At 47.6% G+C, this 16,949-nt stretch carries 15 protein-coding genes; 8 read left to right on the top strand and 7 right to left on the bottom strand.

The window, feature by feature from the left end; translation table 11 throughout:
* Positions 1-115: 115 nt before the first annotated feature.
* Together DP_RS13960 and DP_RS13955 are read left to right on the top strand one after the other, a co-directional pair.
* A complete protein-coding gene (locus tag DP_RS13960; RefSeq protein WP_011189990.1) occupies positions 116-538 on the top strand; it encodes a PaaI family thioesterase in 423 nt (140 codons plus the stop codon).
* Positions 535-1,365, top strand: a complete 831-nt coding sequence (locus tag DP_RS13955) for an MBL fold metallo-hydrolase (protein WP_011189989.1) — start codon at positions 535-537, stop codon at positions 1,363-1,365. Before DP_RS13960 ends, DP_RS13955 begins: the two co-directional genes overlap by 4 nt.
* Positions 1,366-1,561: 196 nt before the next feature.
* Here DP_RS13955 and DP_RS13950 read toward each other — a convergent pair whose 3' ends face one another.
* The 3 genes from DP_RS13950 to DP_RS13940 form a co-directional block, all read right to left on the bottom strand.
* Positions 1,562-2,689 (bottom strand): MFS transporter, encoded by a 1,128-nt coding sequence (locus DP_RS13950; RefSeq protein ID WP_156792317.1) that lies wholly within the window; start codon positions 2,687-2,689, stop codon positions 1,562-1,564.
* A gap of 165 nt (positions 2,690-2,854) precedes the next feature.
* Positions 2,855-4,180 (bottom strand): anaerobic C4-dicarboxylate transporter, encoded by a 1,326-nt coding sequence (locus DP_RS13945; protein WP_011189987.1) that lies wholly within the window; start codon positions 4,178-4,180, stop codon positions 2,855-2,857.
* Between the two features lie 160 nt (positions 4,181-4,340).
* On the bottom strand, positions 4,341-4,961 hold the full coding sequence (locus DP_RS13940; protein WP_011189986.1) for a trimeric intracellular cation channel family protein: 621 nt from the start codon (positions 4,959-4,961) through the stop codon (positions 4,341-4,343).
* Between the two features lie 359 nt (positions 4,962-5,320).
* Here DP_RS13940 and DP_RS13935 point away from each other — a divergent pair, with 359 nt between their 5' ends.
* The gene (locus DP_RS13935) at positions 5,321-7,006 is read left to right on the top strand and encodes a B12-binding domain-containing radical SAM protein (RefSeq protein WP_156792316.1); all 1,686 of its coding nucleotides are present in this window, start codon (positions 5,321-5,323) and stop codon (positions 7,004-7,006) included.
* A 47-nt stretch (positions 7,007-7,053) separates the two neighbouring features.
* Here DP_RS13935 and ppk2 read toward each other — a convergent pair whose 3' ends face one another.
* Both ppk2 and cls read right to left on the bottom strand, forming a co-directional pair.
* Complete coding sequence (gene ppk2, locus DP_RS13930; RefSeq protein ID WP_049785111.1) at positions 7,054-7,950, bottom strand: polyphosphate kinase 2; 897 nt, start codon at positions 7,948-7,950, stop codon at positions 7,054-7,056.
* A gap of 28 nt (positions 7,951-7,978) precedes the next feature.
* Positions 7,979-9,511 (bottom strand): cardiolipin synthase, encoded by a 1,533-nt coding sequence (gene cls, locus DP_RS13925; protein ID WP_011189983.1) that lies wholly within the window; start codon positions 9,509-9,511, stop codon positions 7,979-7,981.
* A gap of 257 nt (positions 9,512-9,768) precedes the next feature.
* On the opposite strand from cls, the gene argJ reads away from it, so the two are divergent.
* The 5 genes from argJ (at position 9,769) to DP_RS13905 (ending at position 13,519) form a co-directional block, all read left to right on the top strand.
* Entirely contained in the window at positions 9,769-10,950 is a 1,182-nt protein-coding gene (argJ, locus tag DP_RS13920; RefSeq protein WP_011189982.1) for a bifunctional glutamate N-acetyltransferase/amino-acid acetyltransferase ArgJ, read from the top strand.
* 98 nt (positions 10,951-11,048) lie between these two features.
* Positions 11,049-11,558 (top strand): SixA phosphatase family protein, encoded by a 510-nt coding sequence (locus DP_RS13915; RefSeq protein ID WP_011189981.1) that lies wholly within the window; start codon positions 11,049-11,051, stop codon positions 11,556-11,558.
* 246 nt (positions 11,559-11,804) lie between these two features.
* Positions 11,805-13,010 (top strand): hypothetical protein, encoded by a 1,206-nt coding sequence (locus DP_RS13910; RefSeq protein WP_011189980.1) that lies wholly within the window; start codon positions 11,805-11,807, stop codon positions 13,008-13,010.
* A gap of 41 nt (positions 13,011-13,051) precedes the next feature.
* Positions 13,052-13,174, top strand: coding sequence for a hypothetical protein (locus DP_RS18880; protein ID WP_265588568.1), 123 nt, complete (start codon positions 13,052-13,054; stop codon positions 13,172-13,174).
* 42 nt (positions 13,175-13,216) lie between these two features.
* Complete coding sequence (locus DP_RS13905) at positions 13,217-13,519, top strand: hypothetical protein (RefSeq protein ID WP_041278045.1); 303 nt, start codon at positions 13,217-13,219, stop codon at positions 13,517-13,519.
* Positions 13,520-13,575: 56 nt separating this feature from the next.
* Here DP_RS13905 and DP_RS13900 read toward each other — a convergent pair whose 3' ends face one another.
* Together DP_RS13900 and gltX are read right to left on the bottom strand one after the other, a co-directional pair.
* A complete protein-coding gene (locus tag DP_RS13900) occupies positions 13,576-15,285 on the bottom strand; it encodes a glutamine--tRNA ligase/YqeY domain fusion protein (RefSeq protein WP_011189979.1) in 1,710 nt (569 codons plus the stop codon).
* Positions 15,286-15,331: 46 nt separating this feature from the next.
* Complete coding sequence (gltX, locus tag DP_RS13895) at positions 15,332-16,807, bottom strand: glutamate--tRNA ligase (RefSeq protein WP_041278044.1); 1,476 nt, start codon at positions 16,805-16,807, stop codon at positions 15,332-15,334.
* Between the last annotated feature and the right edge of the window lie 142 nt (positions 16,808-16,949).

Below are 16,949 nucleotides of genomic sequence, written 5' to 3'. Positions count from 1 at the left end.
TGGTACTTGAGGTCAATGGCTGGACCAATGTCAAGGTGATGGAAGGCTGTGTTTTGGTCTGGCCTTATTCCAGGGAGAGATAGGCATTCTCTAAGATGAAATATGAGGTTTTATAGTGAAGAAAGAGGCTGTTATTCAAAGTCCCGGTAGTCATGATGGTTGTGTTGTCTGTGGTAGGAACAATCCATTTTCTCTTGGCCTGCAATTTTATTCTACTGGTGCCGAGGGGGTTGAGGGCAGTTTTGTCGGAGGTCCTCACCTCCAGGGTTACGCGGGAATTTTGCATGGAGGCGTTATCTCTGCGGTTCTTGATTCCGCCATGGTTCATTGTCTATTGCAGAGGAATATTAAGGCTGTGACTGCTGATCTGCGGGTACGATTTCTTCACTCAATACCCTGTAGCAGCCAGGTCACCATCAGGGCATGGTTGACATGTGCTGTTTCTACCCTCTATGAGGTGAAGGCCGAGGCCTGGGTAGATGGTCGGAGAATGGCTAAAGCGCAGGCAAAATTTATGCAGAGTGAGGATGTTGAATGAAAACGTTACGTTTTACCATTGTGGTGGATAACAGGGCGGCTGAGGGATTGATTGCAGAACATGGTTATGCCCTGCATATAGAGACTTCTGCTGGTAATTTGCTTTTGGATACCGGTAACAAGCTTGCCTTTGTCGCTAATGCAGAGGCCTTGGGGGTGAATTTGCAGGAGGTTTCTGCCCTGGTGCTTAGTCATGGACATTATGATCATACCGGCGGAATTGCAGATATTCTGCAACAGAATAAAGATGTGGAAATTTATCTGCATGCAGGTGTTTTTCAACCACGCTATAGCCTCCACGGTGAGGATGCTTCAATTGTTAAAATGCCTCTTGCTGCCATGCAGGCGGTGATGCACCATGCCGATGAAAAGGTGAACTGGTTAACTCAGCCTGTTTCCTTGCAGGATCGTGTGGGCTTGACGGGGCCTATTCCCAGAGAGTGTTCTTTTGAAGATACAGGTGGAAGTTTTTATCTTGATCCGGCGGGTAAGGTAATTGATACCATTGAGGATGATAATGCCCTGTGGTTTCATGGTCCGGAGGGGCTGGTCATCTGTCTTGGCTGTTGTCATGCCGGTATTATCAATACTCTGAACTATATTATGGATTATAGCGGGGAGAGAAAAATTGATACGGTAATAGGAGGTCTGCATCTTCTCCATGCCGATGAGAGCAGGCTTACAAAAACAGCTGAGGCTCTCAATGGTCTTGACCTCAAGAGGATTGTGGCATGTCACTGTAGTGGGGATGAGGCTGTGCAGTATTTGGCAGATCATTTGAGCTGCGAAGTTGTCGCTGGCTATGCGGGGATGCAATTTAATATCTAGTGCTCTGTAAAACTTTATCCACCGTATATTGTTTGCCCTTTTCTCGCGCTGACTTCGTTTCTCATTCGTGCCTTGTAGCGCACCAAAATGGCTAAACAATATTTACGACATCTAAAGCTCTACAAAGCACTAGGACAATGGGGGCAGCTGCCTGGCTGCCCTTTCCTCTGGTGCCTACCTCTTTATAATGAAGTTTTTAACCTCGTATAGGCCTGTTAAGAGTGGGATAAGTACTGCGCTCAGGGCAATGTATATCAGTGCCTCCCAGCCATACTGCCTGATAGATAAAGCCAAAGCTGGTAATACCGATCCAACCGCCCAGATAATAAAAGAGTACATAGAGGGCGTTGCCATATCCCTGGCCACGGCTGAGCTTATAGTTTAACAGTCCCACGGCAACGGAGTGGATGGTAAAAAAACCTGTGCAGAGCAGGAGGATACCGGCGGCCGTTATCATGAGGTTATTGCTGAGGGTAAGGAGGAGACTCATGCCTAAAATTACACTGCCAATAACAATGGTTCTTCCGGCCCCGATGCGGGTGCTTATCTGTCCTGAGATAGGGCCCATGATAATGCCCATGCTATAGAAGAGGTAGAGAGAGGTCATCTTCTGGGTTGAGAGGGCAAAGGGGGCATGGGTGAGCCTATAGGGAAAATAGGTAAAGGATGCCGAGAATATGGCAAAGACCACGCTGGCGCAGAGATATATACGTATCAGGTCCCATCGATTGAGAAGAGAGATCAAGGGGACGGAGGTTTCCGCTTTTTTGGGGGAGCACCGTGGAAGTTTCCTATATACAAAGGCCGAGAGGAAGAGGGTAAGGAGGGCCATTGTCAGAAAGGCATAGCGCCAGTGTGGTGCGTATATCCAACCACAGATAAGACGGCCGCTCATTCCTCCCACCACCGTCGCTGAGATATAGATGCCCATTACAACCTTGAGGTTCTTGATGGGAGTTGTCTGGGCAAGATAGGTGGCAAGGCAGGTGGATATAAAGGGGACGAAAAATCCCTGCAGGGCGCGAGCGGCAATGAAGAGCCAAAAATTATGGGTGAGACTGCAGATGAAACCGGTGCAGGCAATGCCGCAGCCACCTGTGAGAATGATCTTTTTAAGATCGATCTTTTCGGCGAAAAAGCTGAGGGGAAGACTGGCTGTGGCCAGGCCAAGGACCACGGCTGAGACGGTCATGGAGGCCAGGATAATGCTGACCTGAAATTCCTCTTGGAGCAGAGGCAGTATTGGTTGAGCAATATAGATATTTGACATTGCACTTGCGATAAGGGCAAAGATGGGGAGCTGGGTTCGCCAGGAAGAATTCATAGTGCACACTGATAGAATGAATGTAAGGAAGATTATCGTAAGGCTCTATAATATATACATTAGATTTTTTTGCAGAACATTTCTGCCCGGGAGGACAAAAGTTTGTAACCTGAGCTTGGCCTGCCCCAGCAAGGAGAGCACCTCATTGCTGGGGGCATGGAGTCCCTAGATGATTACCATAGAGATGAGGTAACCGGTAAGGCAGGCGGTTGGTACAGCCACAAGACCTGGCAGCATAAAGCTGTGGTTAAAGTAGAACTTGCCAATCTTGGTGGTGCCCGAGGTATCAAAGCTTATGGTCGCAATATCAGATGGGTAGTTCGGGATAAAGAAATAGCCATAGGATGCCGGGAGGATGGCTATAAGCAGGGCAGGAGAGAGTCCCAGACCGATGCCAACGGGGAGCATCATTCTGCAGGTGGCGGCCTGGCTGTTAACTACCACGGAGACGGCAAACATGGCCAGGGCAAAGGTCCATGGCAGGGTCTGTACCATCTGGGTGATGCCCTCCTTAAAGCTGGGCATGGCATAGTGAAAATAGGTGTCACTCATCCAGGCAATACCAAAAATAGCAATCGCTGCCACCATACCGGATTTAAAGACGACTCCTTCGGGCACCTTTGAGGCCTTGGTTCCCGTGGCAATAAGGATGATACCGCCAAAGGCCAGCATCATCATTTGAATAATAACTGACATACTGAGGGGCTTTGTCCCCGGCTGCAGGGTGCGTATCTCGGGAATCATGGCAATGATAACAATGACAACGAGGGCGAGGAGAAAGAGCAAAACGGCATTTCTGGCAGAGGTGGGAAGCGTCTCATCAAGGGATGTTGCCGTGGTCGTCTCAACTCTTTCACGAAAGGCAGGATCCTCCATTCTCTTTTGAAATCCTTTGTCATCAGCCAGGTTTTTTCCTCGTCTCCAGGTTACCGCCACCATGGCCAGCAGGCCGATAAAGGTGCCCGGTACCGTAATGGCCAGGATGCTGAGCAGGGTGATATGTTCGGATCCTCCGCTAAGTTGAGAGAGATAGTAGACAACGGCCGCCGAGATGGGGCTTGCTGTGATGCCCAGTTGAGAGGCAACCGAGGCCGTGGCCATGGGTCTTTCTGGTCTGATATTATTTTTTAGGGCGACATCGCCAATAATGGGCATTACGGAGTATACGGCGTGACCTGTTCCCAGCATGATCGTCATGATGTAGGTGACAAGGGGGCCAAATAGGGTGATTCTCGTTGGGTGAGCCCGGAGGAATTTCTCTGCTATCTGGAGCATATATTTTAAACCACCGGCCGCCTCCAGGATAGAGGCGCAGGTAACAACAGCAAGTATGATCAGCATAACCGTGATTGGCGGGCTCGTCGGCGGCATCTTAAAGATAAATACTTCGATGGTGAGACCTATGCCGGAGACTACCCCGAGGCCTATTCCCCCGTACCTGCTACCGGTGTAGAGCATCACTAATAAAAACAAAAATTGCATATAGAGCATATTAATACCTCATCTATGGATAGAGTTTATGACAAGCCCTGGTATAGGGCTTGTCCAGTGTCTGTTGTGTCTAAGTAGATGGTATAGGTGTATGCTTTTAGTATATTATTATGAAATATATTAGCAAGGTGAAATGCCCTTTCCTGACAAGCATCAGTCGCTAATCTTTTTGAACGAGAAAATTAGGCAAGTACCAGCGATACTTAATGGCAAGGCTGCGGAGGATGCTGATCAGTAAAAATGAAATAACGATAGCCCAGGTGCTGCCAATTCTGGGCTGAAGTATGGCACAGGAGGCGGCACCTAAAAATGCAGGGGTTATATAGAATGTTCTGCCCAGTATGATAGGTTCGCGGTTCATAATGATATCCCGTATCATACCGCCAAAAACACCGGTTATAATTCCCATGGTGATAACGACGCTGGGGGAATAACCCTCTTGGCTGAGACTGGAACTTACCGAGGAGACAAAGAGAGCCAGGCCAATGCCATCGAGGTAGTCGATGATGTTTTCGATCCTACGGAAAAAGGGAGGCATATAAAATATGATGATGCTGCCGATAATGGGTATCAGCAGATAGTTGGTGTCGTAGAGCCAAAAAACTTGACGATCAAGAAGGATATCACGTAGGGTGCCTCCACCGATGGCGGTGATCGTCCCCAGTATGATAACACCGATCAGGTCATTTTTTTTTGTCTGGATAGCGAGGACGCCACTAAAAGAAAAGATCATCATCGCGAGCATGTTGCTGTGGTAAATAAAGCTTTGTTGAAGTTCCATTGTGTTTCGTTTACAGCTTAAAAAAGCATCAAAAATTGTTATATAGTAATTCAGTTTTTTTATCCAAAAAACAGTGTTATAGCCGCTCTTCCCATATAGTAAAAAATTATATGGTAATAAAAGCTTTTTTTACAGTGAGATTAAAAAAATATTGCTTCAAATATTTCAAATGAGCTGTGCTTGAGGTCTTTACTCTGTTAGGTGGTATGAATTTAATTCTCTTTTCTTTAGTTGGAGGGGTGTTTTTTGTTGTTGGTAAGTGCTTGTTTTCCTTAGCATGGTGTCTTTTTTGAGTATGGTGCCTGGAAATATTTTATAAAAAAGTTGTGATCTCTTTTGTTAGAGATGGAGTAAAAATTATGTCATCAAATATGCATATAAAACTTGTTGCGATTAACGCTCGTTATACCCATTCCAGTCCTGCCCTCTTTTATATTCGTCATGAGTTAGAAAAACATTTGAATTCTCCTCATATTTCTTTGCATCAGTTTTCAATTAATGAAAATTATCACGAAATGGTACTGCGTCTGGGGGCGGATGATCCAGATGCGATATTTATTTCAGCCCTTATTTGGAATAGTGATATTGTTGAGAGGTTAGTTGAGGATCTCAGCTCCTGCCTGCCTCGTTGTCAACTTGTGGTGGGTGGCCCCCAGGCCCAGATTATTGCCGATAAGGTGGGGGAAAACTGTACCGTTGTTGTTGGTGAAATTGAGGGTATTGATCCGGCCTTTTATCAGGCCCTGCAGGGTGGCTCGCTGGAGAAGAGATATCGTGGTCATTTTCAGGTGGTTCGGGAAGAGGGACTTGCCTCTATTTATCGTCAGGAAGATTTTGCAGAATATCTGCAGAATAGACAGATATATTATGAGACATCTCGTGGCTGTCCCTTTGCCTGTTCTTACTGCCTTTCTGCCGCCGAGGTTGGTGTTTATCATAAGCCCCTGTCGCAGGTGCAGGAGGAGTTGGATTTGATTCTTGCCCATGCCCCGAAGACCCTGCGTTTTATTGATCGTACCTATAATGATAACTGGCGTCGGGGACTTGCCATCTGGAAGATGCTGATGGAGTATGACTGTCAGACCCTCTTTCATTTTGAAATAGCACCGGATTTTTTCACGGAAGAGATTTTTGACTTTTTAAAAACAGTACCGGCTGGCAGGTTTCAGTTTGAAATAGGTATTCAGTCGACCAATGATCCCACCCTGGATGCCATCTGTCGTAGGATGAAAACTGAAAAGGTCCGGCAGATTGTTTCAAGACTGGCCTCCTACAGTAATATTCACCTGCATGTGGATCTTATTTTGGGGCTGCCCTATGAAACTCGGGAGACCTTTTTGCGTTCCTTTGAAGACGTATTTGCCATGGGAGCACATTACATTCAGATGGGTCTGCTTAAGATGTTGCCCGATACTCCTCTCTTTCAGCAGAGAGAAGAGTTTGGCTATGTTGCCTCAAAAATTCCGCCCTATTCGGTATACCAAAACAGCTGGCTGGACGCTGATGCCATGGCCGATCTCTACTGGTTTTGCGAGTGTGTCGAAAAGTTTTTGAACAACAGGTTTTTTGTCTCTCTTTGGCGATACCTGCAGGTCACAGGAGAGTTTGTAGCCCCTGTCTTTCTTGATATTTTGCATATCGGCAAGGAGGAGGGGCTCTTTGAGCGGGCAACAACCCAGGAATTGCTCTCTTCAATTCTGGTTAAGTGGGCAAGCGGTCGTGAGGATGCTGTTTTTCTCCGTCAACTTTTGCGCTATGACTGGTTGCGCTTGGGCCATAAAACTTTTCCTGAGATGTTGCTTCCCGTCGGAGAAGAGACCCTGCTGCAAACACGGGATCGTCTCTATCGGCAGATGCCGGATGATCTTGAGGGACTCTATGTGAAGAGAGAGAGAAATCGTTTTTTTAAGAGAACAGTTTGTTGGTCCTGCGGCCCAGAATTACTGGATTTTCTTCAGTTGGGGGATGGGCAGTATGATTGTCTCTGCTTTGTGGCAGAACGTGAGGAGAGCGTTCATCGGCATCAGCGAGTTTATTGTCTATAAAGTTTGTAAGGCAGGATGGTCCTGCCTTACGTTTTGGCCAATCTGGCCTAGCCGCGTAGACTTTTGGGCTGCATCAGATTTTTTTCCATATGGCGGAGTTCATCGATGCCGGAGATAATGATTTTAGGATCGGGTTGGAGGTCTTTTTTGCTGATCTTGCCCTCATAATCCATGGAGCTGAGAATATGTTTGATGCAGTTGAGTCGAGCGATTTTTTTATTGTCCGAACGAATAATTGTCCAGGGAGCAAGGGTTCTGTTGGTTTCGGTGAGCATCTGAAATTTTCGTACAGAGTACTGATCCCAATATTTTTGGGCAAGCTTGTCCACCGGAGAGATCTTGTAATGTTTGAGGGGGTCCTCTTTTCTGGAGTCAAAGCGCTCTTTTTGTACTGATTTTGAGACAGAAAAATAAAATTTAAAGAGTTTGATTCCATCTTTAACCAGCATTTCCTCCAACAGGGGTGCATCCTTTAAAAAGCGCTTGTTTTGTTCATCACTGCAAAAGCCCATAACCGGCTCAACCATGGCCCTATTATACCAACTTCGGTCAAAGATAATAAATTCTGAAGATGCGGGAAGATGGTTTGTATATCGCTGGAAATACCACTGGGTTTTCTCGGTCTCGTTGGGTTTTGGCAGGGCAATAACCCGGGCATAGCGTGGGTTGAGGTGAGCGGTGATACGCTTTATCGTTCCACCCTTGCCTGCTGCATCTCTGCCCTCAAAGATAGCCAGCACCCTCTGACCACTTTTCTGCATGGATGATTGGAGCTTCATGAGCTCTATCTGCAGTTTTTTCAGCTCCAGCTCGTATTCAATTTGGCTGTTCTTTACCCATAGGGAGGTTTTGTTCTTACCATTTTTTTGTTCCAGGCTCTTGAGGGCGGTGTCTTCCAGAAGCTGGATCTTTTTGGCAGCTTCTTTTACAGATTTTTTTTTCATATTTTCTTCCAAACTTAGGGGTGAAAATCTATAACTGTTGCGCTGAACAGTTGTTGGGGTGCGTTATAGTAGTGGGTGAAACCAGTAGTGCACAGTTTTCTTTGAGTTTCTCAAAGAAGTGACGACGGTGAAAATGGCGGAGGTCAAGAGGGGCTGATTGTCGTAGGTATGCCATCTGTGCCCGTCGAATGTCCTGGGTTGTCTCTCTGCAATAGATCACCAGTGTTACCTCGAAGTTAAGCCAAAAACTTCGCATATCAAGGTTTACCGAGCCAAAGAGGGCCAGATCACCGTCAACGGTGATGGTCTTTGAGTGGAGGAGTCCGCCATTAAAGAGCATTATTTCCACTCCGGCGTAGGTGAGGTCATCGTACTTTGCCCGGCTGGCATATTTGACGAGTTTTGAATCATTGCTCTGGGGAATTATTAAAATAACCCGGACCCCACGCAGGGCAGCAGCTTTTAGAGCAGTGAGCAGAGACTCATCGGGGATGAAGTATGGTGTTGTCATAATAAGCTCTTTGCGAGCGGAATAGATGACGGTGAGGAGTAAGCTGTGGATGGCATCCTGAGTAAAACCGGGACCGGATGGTACCAGTTGGACGGCGCTTGTTCCTTGGGCAGTTTGTGGGTATATGTCGCCAATATGGCGCAACTCCTGTACGTCGTCTATCTGCTGAAATGTATCCTGCTCTGCCTCCAGGTACCAGTCGCTGGCAAAGGTCGCGGCAAGGGTCTCTACCACAGGGCCACGAATACGTGCGACTATGTCAACCCAGTGACCTACGCCGCTCTCTTGTTTGAAGAAGATTGCGTCAACCATATTTTGGCTTCCCGTATAGGCGATTTTGCCATCAATGACGATAATTTTTCGATGGTTACGGATATCCATTCGAGCAAAAATAGCCCTGTATATGCCAGCGGGAAGGGATGCTTGAATTTTGATTCCTGCCTGCTCCATTCGTCTGGCCGAGGCGGAGCTGAAAAAACCTCTGCTGCCAATGGCGTCCAGTAGTATTCGGCAGATGACCCCTCTTTTCCTAGCTCTGATCAGGGCCTCGCTTATCTCTTTAATACGGCCGCCAGCTTCCCAAATATAAAATTGGAGATGACATGTGGACTGTGATGCCTCTATGTCTTTGATAATACTGTCCAGTATATTGTCCTGACTGTGGAGCAGGCTGATGTTATTGCCAGCCATGGCGGGGATGCCAACGAGGTTTTGGGTGTGCAGTTGGATGGGGGCAAACTCAGGGTTGAGCGCAGACCAGTCTACCTGCGGGCCTTCGGCTAGTTGTTGCAACCACTTATAGTAGTATTTTTTTGCCTTGAGTATTCTTTTGATTCGCCGTTCGGAGAGTCGATTTTCTCCGAAGCAGAGGTAGAGCAGGCCGCCGAGAAAGGGGACAAGAAGGACAACGACCAACCATGCGTATGAAACCCCATAGTTTTTTTTACACATGATTACCCGTAGGGAGAGACCAATGCGCAGGATGAGATCTGCGGTGAAAAAAACTGTTGAGATCAGTGGGGAGGTCCAGTGCAGCGCTTGTATTTGCATGTGTTTGTTTGCTTTGTAGTAAAAAGTATGTAGACTGATGCAGTTTAGATTAGTAGAATTTAGCGAGAAGATAGTAAACTATTTTCTGTTATCTCGACTGGTTGAATTATTCTTGCTTTTGTTCCTTTTATCAAGGCAAAAATTTTTATGGCAGGATTGAGAGGTTGTGGGCAAGGTTTTTTCCCTCTTCTTGTTGAGGAAGGAAATTGGTTTTTATAAGAACAGTAAACTAGGTTAAATAAAAGAGCAGGTGCTTTGTGGAAATTAAGGGTTTTTCTTTTTCAGCGGTAGAGGCGGGTATACGGTATCAGGATCGACTTGATTTAGGTTTGATCTATAGTGATCATCCGGTGGTAGCGGCGGGTGCCCTTACCACCAGTTTGGTTAAGGCGGCGCCTGTGCTGATTGATATAGATCGTCTTGAAGATGGTTGTGCTCAGGCGATTTTGGTAAATAGTGGTTGTGCTAATGCCTGTACGGGAGAAGCGGGGATGGAGGTGGCCTTTGTCACAGGTGAACTATTGGCTAAAGAGCTTGAGATTAAACCGGAAAATATTCTTCTCTCCTCTACAGGTGTTATTGGCGAACCCTTAAATGTTCGGGCCTTTCGGGACAATATTTCACCACTGGTACAGGGACTCGCCCCGGATAATTTTGAAAAGGTTGCGCAGGCGATTATGACCACCGATACGGTGCAGAAGGTCTGCTATCACTCCGTGGAAATTGATGGGGTGGACGTGCATTTTATGGGGATGGCCAAGGGCGCTGGCATGATTATGCCGAATATGGCCACCATGTTGAGTTTTGTTATAACAGATGCTCAGATTGGCTCTGCCCAATTAAAAGAGGCTCTCACCCCCGCTGTGAAGAAGACCTTTAATCGAATTACCGTCGATGGTGATACCAGTACCAATGATATGGTGTTGGTTATGGCCAATGGTGGTGCGCAAAACAGCTCCATTAAATCAGGTACGCAGGCTGCTGAAGATTTTCAAGGCGCCCTGCAGTATGTACTGATGGATCTTGCCCTGAAGATAGTGGCCGATGGTGAAGGCGCCAGTAAGATGATTACTATTCGGGTTTGTGGAGCAAGAGAAGACGCCGAAGCAGAGCAGGTAGCTCGCACCGTCGCCAATTCCAGCCTGGTAAAGACGGCATTCTTTGGTGAAGATGCCAACTGGGGCCGTATTCTGGCGGCAATGGGCCGAGCCGGGGTGCCCTTTGATCCATATCAGGTGGATATTTCCTTTGGCGATGTTACCCTTGTTCGTGATGGCCTGGCAGTGGGCAGGTCGGCCGAGGATACGGCAACGGCAATTTTGAAAGAAAAAGAGATTACTGTCTGTATTGATTTAAAAAGTGGAAAATGTTGTGAGGAAGTTTATACCTGTGATTTTTCGATAGATTATGTGAAAATTAATGCGGATTATCGTAGCTAAACAATTTTGAGTTTTTTGCTATTTTGTCTTGTTTGTGCTTTAGGGATAATAGGTACTATTGATAGTATATTCATATAGTTTTTACTCAAAGGATATTTATGAAGACTCTTTATCTTATACGACATGGAAAATCGAGTTGGTTGGATCTTGAGTATGCGGATTATGACCGTCCCCTAAGTAAGAGGGGCAAGGAGAATAGTCGTGAAATGGGGCGTCGCCTGCGTGGAGCAGGCCTGGCCTTTGATCTTATTATCTCAAGTCCTGCCAAGAGGGCCCGCTCAACTACACGCCGTATAGCAAAGCGGTTGGGTTATCCGCGAAAAAATATTGTTTTTAGCTATAACCTTTATCTTACAGATGTTGAAGAGTATAGTAAAAACTGTTTAGATTATCTTCGGCAGGTGGATTCTGTTGCCCTGGTTGGACACAATGGGGTAATCACTGACTTTGCCGAATATCTTACTGGGGCTGGGATTGAGAATATTCCTACAGCAGGTGTTGTTGCCATTGAGTTAGAAAGTTTTCAAGATGTGCAACGGCAGTCCGCTGGCAGGATGGTTTTTTTTGATTACCCTAAAAATGTGGACAGTCCCCTTCTTGTTTCCTGAAAATAATAATGAGCTATGTCGCAAAACCCCATATGTAATCGATGCATACATTTTTTTCTGACCTATGATTATGCAAAGCCTTACGGTTGTAAGGCTTTGAATTTTAAAAGTAAGAATCGCCCGAGTATCGTGGTCTATGCCTCTTCTGCAATTCGTTGCCAGCTGTTTACCCCTAAAAATCAGAGTCCATCTCCGCCATTGCCGACAAAGCGTTATGCCTGATCTGCGTGCTCCCTGCGATAGTTTATGAGAAAAAATGTAATCAAGTGGCTCCTGCAACTTTCTGTCTGCTTTTTCTTTGTTTTCACATTTTCTGCCTATCTGGTGGCTGACTGTGTTGAGGGTGACTGTCAAGGTGGGCTGGGGGCCTTTCAGAGTAGCGATGGAGGGCTTTATCAGGGGGCATTTGCAGATGGCTTACCCCATGGCGAGGGCCTATTGACCTTCTCTGATGGGAGCACCTATCGGGGGAGTTTTGTTCATGGCTTTATGGATGGCAGTGGTTATCTGAAGAGTGCCGATGGCCGGGTCTACAGGGGAAGCTTTAGGAATAATCTTATTGACGGTCTCGGTGTATTGACCTATCCAGGTGGTGGTCAGTACAGTGGAGAATTTGATCTTGGTCGGTTGCACGGTGACGGTCTTCTGTTCTTTGCCGATGGCAGAAAATACCGGGGGACTTTCCGTGATAATCTGATTGAGGGAAGGGGCAGCTTGGTCTATGTCGATGGGGCAAGGTATAATGGCGAGTTGGTTAAAGGTTTGCCCGAAGGTAGAGGCGTGCTGAATCTTGCCAATGGCGATCGTTATCGAGGTGGATTTTTAGCCGGCAAGATGCATGGTCAGGGGCTTTATCAGGCGGTGGATGGTAGTCGGTATCAGGGCGATTTTGTGGCGGGGGAGAAGATGGGCTGGGGGCAATGTACCTTTGCCGATGGCAGTCGTTATCGGGGGAATTTTGTCTCTGGGCTGATGCAGGGAGAGGGAGAGTTGATTCGTGTCGATGGAACGATATTAAAGGGGCTTTTTGGTCGTCCCTCGGCCTCTGGCTTATCGTCTGAAGCCCATTCTGTGGATCTGTTAGGGGAGTCTCCGTTATCAGGAGATGCCTCCTATAAAGTTATTGGTGATATTGATAAGAGGGCAGGTGGAAAGCTTGAGGGTTTTGCCAGGGTCCAATTTGCCGATGGCCGTTATTATGAGGGGGATTTTGTCCAGGGAGAGATGACTGGGGAGGGCCGTCTTATTTTAGTAAACGGTGATTCTTATTTTGGTAGCCTTGTCGATGGGCTATTTCATGGTCGTGGCGTTCTCACCTATGGTGATGGGCGCATCTATGAGGGCGCCTTTGAGGAGGGTTATCAGCAGGGAGAGGGCCGTCTGTTTGATCTGGATGGTCAGCATTTCCGAGGAATTTTCTTCCGTGATAAATTGATAAAGACAATACCCTGAGGGGTATTGTTCTATGATAATGGTTGGATAGGGGGGATGTGATGCAGTGGGAGTATAAGACCATTCATTGTGGGCTAAAGAAGGAGGGACTGCTTGGCAGCGCCTTTCTGGATGAGAATGACATTGAAAAATCCCTTAACGAATATGGGCAGTTGGCTTGGTAGCTTATCTCTCTTTTAGAGGTACGTGATGGGGTTATTACTGTTTTGAAGAGACCGGTACTTGAGGAGAAAGATTTATCGCAGCAACCTGTTCAGGAAGAGGTGGAGGCATCAGCTTCTCTGGAAGAAATTTGCTCTGGCAAAGAGTCTTCGCAACTCAGCGAGACGGATCTGCGGGCGATATTTGCCGATCAGGATCAGGAAGAAGATGAAGTGGAGGCCGGAGATGGTCGGCCTGTCACTGACCCTGTTGCGTCTGATTTTTTTGAGACTGTCCACGAAAAGAGGGACGAGGAAACAGACGAAGAGGCCTCTTGTCGGGACATAGGCGCAATACGGATAGAGTAGGAGCTGGAATGAGGAGGCGGGCTGGGCTGTCCCGATGCCCGCCTCTCCATATCTATCTATTTGTTGATCTTGGCCCAGGAATCACGCAGGGTGACAACCCGGTTGAAGACAATATTCTCCTCTGTGGAGTCCACAGAATCTACGCAAAAATATCCCTGTCGCTCAAACTGGACACTCTCTCCAACGGGGAGTGTCGCCAGGGCAGGTTCCGCCTTGGCATGTCGGAGGACAAGCTTGGAGTCTTTGTTAAGGTGCTCAAGGAAGTCAACTTCCTTGTCCGCATCGGGATTCTCCACGTTAAAGAGACGATCGTAGAGGTGAACGGTACAGTCAAGAGCATGCTTGGCAGAAACCCAGTGGATGGTGCCCTTTACCTTACGGCCATCGGGTGAAGAACCACCTCGGCTTTCAGGGTCGTAGGTACAGTGGATCTCTGTGATTTCCCCTGTTGTCTCGTCCTTTAGGTGGGATGCGTACTGTATATAATAGCCGTAGCGCAGGCGAACCTCTTTGCCTGGTCCGAGACGGCGGAATTTTCCTGGAGGGTTCTCCATAAAATCATTACGTTCGATATAGAGTTCTCGGGAGAAGGGCAGGGTCTTGGTACCCATCTCTGGATTTTGTGGGTGGATTTTGGCAACCACCTCCTCTTCCTTCTCTTCAGGATAGTTGTCAATGATTAGTTTTATTGGATCAAGGACACACATGGCCCGTTGGGCGCTGGGGTTGAGGTCGTTTCGTATCTCGTTCTCCAATACGCCCATCTCGATCCAGCTCTCTCTCTTGGCAAGACCAATTTCTGCACAGAAGTTACGGATGGATGCAGGGGTATAGCCTCGACGACGCAGACCGGAGATGGTCAGCATGCGGGGATCATCCCAGCCACTTACATAGTTTTTCTGAACCATCTGCAGGAGTTTTCGCTTACTCATTACCGTATAGGTAAGGTTGAGGCGGGCAAATTCTATCTGCCGGGGGTGGCAGGGGGTCGCCAGGGTATCCAGTACCCAGTCGTAGAGAGGGCGATGGTCCTGGAACTCCAGAGTACAGAGGGAGTGGGTTATTCCCTCGATGGCATCGGAGAGGGCGTGGGTAAAATCGTACATGGGATAGATCTGCCACTTATCGCCGGTACGGTGGTGCTCTATCTTGAGGATGCGGTAAATAATGGGATCCCGCAGGTTGATATTGGGTGAGGCCATATCAATCTTGGCGCGGAGCACGTGACTGCCCTCGTCAAACTCTCCCCTGGCCATGCGCTCGAAAAGGTCGAGGTTCTCTGCAATGGCGCGATCGCGGTAGGGGCTATCCTTACCCGGCTCGGTCAGGGTGCCTCGGTATTCTCTCATCTGCTCAGCATTGAGCTGGCAGACATAGGCCTTACCCATTTTGATCAGCTGCAGGGCATAATCGTATATCTGCTCAAAGTAGTTGGAGGAAAAGAACAGGTCTTCGCCCCAATCAAAACCGAGCCAGGAGACATCCTTTTTGATGGAGTCAACGTAGATGCTCTCCTCCTTGCTTGGGTTGGTATCGTCAAAACGAAGATGGCAGGGGCTGTTATTCTCCTGGCCAATGCCAAAATTGAGGCAGATTGATTTTGCATGACCGATATGGAGAAATCCATTGGGCTCAGGCGGAAAACGGGTCACCGGCTGTTTATGTTTTCCTGTGCGCAGGTCTTCTGCAATGATCTGTCTGATAAAGTCGAGAGTCTTTTTGTGTTCCTCTTCGCCCTTTTCTTCTATACGCTCATTTGTAGCCATAAAATTATTCTCGTTTGTGCTCTATATGTTGATGTTGCCGATAGGTTTATGCAAACAGTCTTCCTGCTTCACGGAGTCTCTTGACCATGCGTTCCTGGCCCAGGGTGGTGACAATATCAAACATGGATGGACCTGCAAGCTGGCCTGTTACCGCGGTACGCATACCGTTAATGATGACACCTGGTTTTAATTCAAGCTCATCGGCGAGTTCGCGGGCAACTCTTTCGGTCTCCTCTGCGGAGAAATCATCAAGGGAGGCATATCGCTCGCCGAGAAGAGGTAACCACTCTTTAAGACCTTCAAATTTAAGAACATTTTTCTTAAGAGGCTTCTCTTCCACCACGTAGTCTTCGCCAAAGTAGGCACGGCCGAGGGTGGCAAAATCCTTTAGGGTGTGGAATCTTGCGCGGATCATATCAATGGTTGCCAGATACCAATCTGCCTTTTCGTCTGCGTAGGCGGTATCCCACAGGCCATCTGCCTCCAGCTCTTTTTGCACCAATTTACCGAGTTCGGTAATATCCATGTTGCGAATATAGTGCTCGTTCATGGAGATTGCCTTGGGGTCGGTGAAGAACTTTGGATCACCCTTGCGGTAGTTGAATATTGAGCTTGATTTGTTGATGCGCTCAAGAGAAAAGGCCTTTAGGAGCTCTTCCTTGGTGTAAAATTCCTTGTCATCACCTGCAGACCAGCCAAGCATGGCCAGGAAGTTGTTCAGTGCCCAGGGGAGAAAACCGTGATCACGATAGAATTGAACGGCAACAATTTCTCCATGACTCCGCTTGGAAATTTTTGCCCTCTTGTTGTCCAGGGTAAGGGGCATATGGGCGAAAACAGGAATTGGCGCATCAAGGGCCTCATAGAGAAGAATCTGCTTGATGGTATTGGTCATGTGATCCTGGCCACGAATGACATGGGAGATGCGATCGCGAATATCATCGACTACATTGCAGAGAAGATAAAGAGGGGCACCGTTGGAACGGACAATAACAAAGTCATCTATTTCGGAGCGGGCGACGCGGATGGTGCCGGCAATCTTGTCTTCGTAGGAGACAGATTCACACTCAGGTACACGAAAGCGGAGTACATAGGGGGCTCCAGCTGCCTCTTTCTCGGCAATCTGCTCGGCGGTGAGGTTGCGGCAGGTGCCGTCATAGCCCAGGCTCTTCTTGGCAGCGAGGGCTGCTTCGCGTTTTTCGTCCAGTGATTCCTTGCTACAAAAGCACTTGTATGCCTGTCCTGAATCAAGAAGCTTCTGGGCAGCACTCTTGTGATCACTTGCAAAGTCGGTTTGAAAATATGGTCCCTCATCAAAGTCAATTCCCAACCAATCGAGTCCGTCTACGATGCCCTTGATGGATTCCTCGGTGGACCTTTCGGTGTCGGTGTCCTCTATGCGAAGGACGAGTTTGCCACCATGCTGTTTGGCATAGAGCCAGTTGTAGAGTGCAGTTCTGGCACCACCGATGTGGAGATAACCTGTGGGGCTGGGGGGAAATCGTAGTCGTGTCTCTGTCATAACATACTCCTTGGAGCTTCCCCGGCTAGGCAAGAGGCTCTCTATTCAGTAATATATTTATCGATGATGAAGAAAATGTTGTCCAGTGCTTCTGGCGTGAGCTTTTTCTCATCTTATCGTGTTTATGTCGAATATAACAAAA

This window comes from Desulfotalea psychrophila LSv54 (assembly GCF_000025945.1).
Classification (GTDB): domain Bacteria; phylum Desulfobacterota; class Desulfobulbia; order Desulfobulbales; family Desulfocapsaceae; genus Desulfotalea; species Desulfotalea psychrophila.
The sequence above is the reverse complement of the archived record's forward strand: the minus strand, read 5'-3'. Positions and strand labels throughout refer to the sequence as shown.